Genomic DNA, 4,764 nt, shown 5'->3' with positions numbered 1-4,764 from the left:
CGGCGAGTTGGCGAAATCTCTGTGGCGCAGGATGATCCAGGATGCCGAGGCGTACCTGGACGAGGGCGTTCGGGCCGGCACCCTCAAGCCCAGCCGCGATCCGCGAGCCCGCGCGAAGTACCTGGCGATCACCGGCGGCGGCGGCTTCCTGTTGTACCTGCAGATGCACGAGAACCCGGGCGACCTGCGGGCGGTGTTGCGCGACTGCGGCACCGACATGGTGCTGCCTGCTCTTGAGCTCTACACCGAGGGCCTGGTGGCCGACCGGACGATGTAGGACGCATTTCTCGCCGACGCCACGCAAGGAAAAGCCGATGTCGGCTGACAAAAGCTGTGCGCCGATAGAAATCCGCAACGTGACCAGGAACTTCGGCGCGGTGCGAGCGCTGGACGGTCTCGACCTGACCGTCCGCGAAGGCGAGGTGCACGGCTTCCTCGGGCCCAACGGCGCCGGCAAGTCGACCACGATCCGGGTCCTGCTGGGCATCGTGAAAGCCGACTCCGGCACCGCACGACTGCTGGGCGCCGACCCGTGGACCGACGCAGTGGAACTGCATCGCCAGATCGCTTACGTGCCAACAAATGTCACGCTGTGGCCGCCGCGTTCGCCATCTCGTTGTCACTGCGGCTGCACCAGGAGGAGGCCAGCCAGCGGGCCGAGACCCTGCTGGGCGGTGCGGTCAGCCGAACCCGTTGGCTGGCAGGGTGATCCTGATGGTGGGCGTCCCGTTGGCGCTCGGCTCCTACTGGGGCTGGTCTTCGTCGTCCCGGGGCTGATCGTGCTGGCCCTGCGCATCAGCGACGAAGAACAATTGCTGAGACAGGAAATGAACGGGTATCGCGAGTACACCCAGCGGGTGCGCTATCGCCTGGTGCCTTACGTCTGGTGACTCGCCGAACGTGAACTGGCTGCGAGTTTTTCGCCGTTTTTTCGCACTGGTTGCACGTTGGGCGCGGTGACGGTGTCAGATCCAGACGCCCTTGCCCACGGCGACCACGCCGCCGGCGCTGATCGCGAAGCGCTCCCGGTCCTTGTCCAAATCCACCCCGACCATCTCGCCGGGCCCGACGACGACGTTCTTGTCCAGGATCGCGTGGCGCACCACCGCGCCCCGCCCGACCCGGGTGCCCGGCATGAGCACGCTGCCCTCCACGATCGCGCCGTCGTCGACCACGACGTTCGACGACAGCACCGAATTGCGCACCGAAGCCGCCGAGACGATGCTGCCCGCACCCACCACCGACTCCTGGGCGGAGCCGCCGTTGACGAACTTCGCCGGCGCCAGGTTCTCCGTCGCGCCGCGAATCGGCCAGCGCCGGTTGTACAGGTTGAACACCGGGTGCACCGACACCAGGTCCATGTGCGCGTCGTAGAAGGCGTCCAGCGTCCCCACGTCGCGCCAGTAGCCGCGGTCTCGGTCGGTGGCGCCGGGCACCTCGTTGTCGGAGAAGTCGTAGACCGCGGCCGTCCCGTCGCCGACCACGCGGGGCATGATGTCGCCGCCCATGTCGTGGTCGGAGTGGTCGTCCTCGGCGTCGGCGCGAATAGCGTCGATGAGCACCTTGGTTGTGAAGATGTAGTTGCCCATCGACACAAAGGTGGTCTCGGGGTCGTCGACAGTGCCCGGCGGGTCCACCGGCTTCTCGACGAAGCTGCGAATATGGCCCGAGTCGTCGGCGTCGATACAGCCGAAGGCGCTCGCCTCGGCGCGCGGCATCCGGACGCCGGCCACGGTCGCCCCGGCGCCGCTGTCGACGTGGAACCGGACCATCTGTTCGGGGTCCATGCGATAGACATGGTCGGCACCGAAAACCACGATGTAGTCGGGGTCCTCGTCGAAGATCAGGTTGAGTGACTGGTAGATCGCGTCGGCGGAACCGGTGTACCAGCGCGGGCCCAGCCGCTGCTGGGCGGGGACCGGGGTGATGTACTCGCCGGCCAGGCCGCTCAGCCGCCAGTTCTGCGAGATGTGGCGGTCCAGCGAATGCGACTTGTACTGGGTGAGAACGCACACCCGCAGGTAGCGGGCGTTCACCAGATTGGACAGCACGAAGTCAATGAGGCGGTAGGCGCCGCCGAAGGGAACCGCGGGTTTGGCCCGGTCAGCGGTCAGCGGATACAGCCGCTTACCCTCTCCGCCGGCCAAGACGATGCCCAGTACGTGCGGCACTTCCCTCATGGGTCAAACCTATCGACCGCGGTAGACCACTGCCAGGGCAATCTTTCCCGGCCCCGGGCCGACGCGCGGCCCCGGGAAGCGACCGGCGGGACCCGACGTGGTCGGCTAGCGTGCCCGATATGCGGGTGGCGATGATGACCCGGGAGTATCCCCCGGAGGTCTACGGCGGCGCCGGCGTGCACGTCACCGAGTTGGTCGCGCAACTGCGTCGACTGTGTGAGGTCGACGTGCACTGCATGGGCGCCGCCCGTCCGGATGCCGCCGCCTATCAGCCGGACTCGCGGCTGGCGGACGCCAATCCCGCGCTGTCCACGTTGTCGACGGACCTGCTGATGACCGACGCCGCGGCGCAGGCCAGCGTGGTGCACACGCACACCTGGTACACCGGCTTGGCCGGGCACCTGACCGGGTTGCTCTACGACATCCCGCACGTGGTGACCGCGCACTCGCTGGAGCCGTTGCGGCCGTGGAAGGCCGAGCAGCTCGGCGGCGGCTACTGGGTGTCGTCCTGGGTCGAGCACACCGCGGTGACCGGCGCGGACGCCGTCATCGCGGTCAGCTCCGGCATGCGCGAGGACGTGTTGCGGGTCTACCCGACGGTCGACCCCGACCGGGTGCACGTGGTGCGCAACGGGATCGACACCGACGTGTGGTATCCGGTTGGGCCGGAGGAAGGCCGGTTGGTGCTGAGCGAGATCGGAGTCGACCCGACGCGCCCCATCGTGGCGTTCGTCGGGCGGATCACCCGGCAGAAAGGCGTCGCGCATCTGCTGGCGGCCGCACACCGGTTCAGCGCGGACATCCAGCTGGTGCTGTGCGCCGGAGCCCCCGACACCCCGGAGATCGCCGCCGAGGTGACTGCCGCTGTGGCCGACCTGGCAGCCACACGCTGCGGGGTGTTCTGGGTCCGGGAAATGTTGCCGATCGACAAGTTACGCGAAATATTATCCGCTGCAACCGTTTTCGTCTGTCCGTCAGTGTACGAGCCGATGGGTATCGTCAACCTCGAGGCAATGGCCTGCACGACCGCGGTGGTGGCATCCGACGTCGGCGGCATCCCCGAGGTGGTTGCCGACGGGGTCACCGGAACGCTGGTGCACTACGACGCCGAGGAGGCCGCCGGCTACCAGGACCGGCTGGCCGCGGCGGTCAACGCCCTCGTCGCCGATCCGCAGCTGTCGACACGATACGGCCAGGCCGGGCGGCAGCGCTGCATCCAGGATTTCTCCTGGGCGCACATCGCCGAGCAGACGCTCGCCGTCTACAAAAGGGTGTGCACATAGCCCCGGGCGCTGACGGATTCAGCTGGTGACGCCCTTGAGCTCGTCCCCCAATGCGGCGGCCTCGTCGGGCGTGAGCTCGACGACAAGTCGACCGCCGCCCTCGAGCGGTACCCGCATCACGATGCCGCGCCCCTCCTTGGTCGCTTCCAGAGGACCGTCCCCGGTCCGGGGCTTCATCGCCGCCATCGAGTGCTCCCTCCAGGTTCGAGCTGGCCCGCCGTCACGGAACTGGTCGCCGCCGGATACACCCCTCCGCTGGACTCCCAGCTGTGCCCGCCCACGAAATGCCACATCACTACCCCATTCTTCCCTATCGACGGCACCCCGGTGTACGAGACCCGGCCCTAAACCGCTCGCCGGGTAACGGGAGGCACCCAGCACGTTCGCACGTGGTCGTCGACCATCCCGGTGGCCTGCATCAAGGCGTACGCCGTGGTGGGACCCACGAACCGAAAACCGCGGTGCTTCAATTCCCGCGCCAGCGCGACCGATTCGGCGGTGGCGGAAGGAATTTCCGTCGCGTCGGCGGGACGTGGGCGCTGCGCCGGCGCGAACGACCACAGCAACTCGCAGAGCTCGTCGCAGCCCAACTCGGCGACGGCGCGCGCATTGGCGATCGTCGCGTCGATCTTGGCGCGGTTACGGACGATCCCCTGGTCGGCCATCAGCCGGGCCACGTCGGCGTCGGTGTAGCGGGCTACCGTGTCGATGTCGAAGCCGGAGAAGGCGCGCCGGAAGTTGTCGCGCTTGCGCAGGATGGTCAGCCAGGACAGGCCGCTTTGAAAGGCCTCAAGGCTGAGCCGTTCGAACAACGCCACCCCACCGTGCAGCGGCCGGCCCCATTCGTGGTCGTGATAGTCGCGGTAGATCCTCGGGCCGGCCGCCGCCCAGATGCATCGGACCCGCCCGTCGTCGGGCGGCGTGGTCACGCCGGGTCCCGGTCCTCGACGACGTCGACGTCGCCGCACGCGCCGGCCTCGCGTACCGGCTCCAGCTGGCCGCGCAACAGGTCGAGCTCCCGGCCGAGGCGGTCCAGCACCCAGTCCACCTCGCTGGTCTTGTAGCCGCGCAGCGCCTGGGTGAACCGGACCGCGTCCACGTCGGCGCCGGTGACACCGGAGGCCGGCAGCATCGTCGGCGTCGTCCCGCGGGGCAGCGGCGGCAGCGGTTCACCGCGACCGAAAAGCAGGCTGGCCACGCCGAACAGCACGACGGCCAGCAAGATCAGCACCACCACGTACAGCAACACCAATGCCACGTCACCGATACTGCCTCATCGCGGCGATACGGCCGGAGGAGCC

The 4,764-nt window shown here is 68.3% G+C and carries 5 protein-coding genes and 3 pseudogenes; 4 read left to right on the top strand and 4 right to left on the bottom strand.

Annotation, left to right across the window (positions count from 1 at the left end):
* From ABDW21_RS04545 to ABDW21_RS04535, 3 pseudogenes are all read left to right on the top strand, one after another.
* Positions 1-277: pseudogene (locus ABDW21_RS04545) on the top strand (TetR/AcrR family transcriptional regulator); the annotation flags it as partial.
* A 37-nt stretch (positions 278-314) separates the two neighbouring features.
* A pseudogene (locus ABDW21_RS04540) lies at positions 315-599 on the top strand (ATP-binding cassette domain-containing protein); the annotation flags it as partial.
* A pseudogene (locus tag ABDW21_RS04535) lies at positions 593-700 on the top strand (hypothetical protein); the annotation flags it as partial. The pseudogenes ABDW21_RS04540 and ABDW21_RS04535, both read left to right, overlap by 7 nt.
* A 265-nt stretch (positions 701-965) precedes the next feature.
* On the opposite strand, the gene glgC reads toward ABDW21_RS04535, so the two are convergent.
* Positions 966-2,180, bottom strand: a complete 1,215-nt coding sequence (gene glgC, locus ABDW21_RS04530) for a glucose-1-phosphate adenylyltransferase (protein WP_343603269.1) — start codon at positions 2,178-2,180, stop codon at positions 966-968.
* Between the two features lie 119 nt (positions 2,181-2,299).
* Here glgC and glgA point away from each other — a divergent pair, with 119 nt between their 5' ends.
* The gene (gene glgA / locus ABDW21_RS04525; RefSeq protein ID WP_343603270.1) at positions 2,300-3,463 is read left to right on the top strand and encodes a glycogen synthase; all 1,164 of its coding nucleotides are present in this window, start codon (positions 2,300-2,302) and stop codon (positions 3,461-3,463) included.
* Between the two features lie 18 nt (positions 3,464-3,481).
* Here glgA and ABDW21_RS04520 read toward each other — a convergent pair whose 3' ends face one another.
* The 3 genes from ABDW21_RS04520 to ABDW21_RS04510 all read right to left on the bottom strand — a co-directional run bounded on the left by ABDW21_RS04520 (position 3,482) and on the right by ABDW21_RS04510 (position 4,721).
* Positions 3,482-3,649, bottom strand: coding sequence for a DUF3117 domain-containing protein (locus tag ABDW21_RS04520; RefSeq protein WP_003406247.1), 168 nt, complete (start codon positions 3,647-3,649; stop codon positions 3,482-3,484).
* A 158-nt stretch (positions 3,650-3,807) separates the two neighbouring features.
* The gene (locus ABDW21_RS04515; protein ID WP_343710114.1) at positions 3,808-4,392 is read right to left on the bottom strand and encodes a DNA-3-methyladenine glycosylase I; all 585 of its coding nucleotides are present in this window, start codon (positions 4,390-4,392) and stop codon (positions 3,808-3,810) included.
* Positions 4,389-4,721 carry a DivIVA domain-containing protein gene (locus ABDW21_RS04510; RefSeq protein ID WP_343710113.1) on the bottom strand — a complete coding sequence of 111 codons (333 nt, stop codon included), beginning with the start codon at positions 4,719-4,721 and terminating at the stop codon, positions 4,389-4,391. Before ABDW21_RS04510 ends, ABDW21_RS04515 begins: the two co-directional genes overlap by 4 nt.
* Positions 4,722-4,764: the final 43 nt, after the last annotated feature.

The organism is Mycobacterium sp. (assembly GCF_039583805.1).
In the GTDB taxonomy this organism is placed as follows: domain Bacteria; phylum Actinomycetota; class Actinomycetes; order Mycobacteriales; family Mycobacteriaceae; genus Mycobacterium.
Note: the sequence above shows the minus strand (reverse complement) of the source record. Positions and strands in the feature narration are given on the sequence as shown.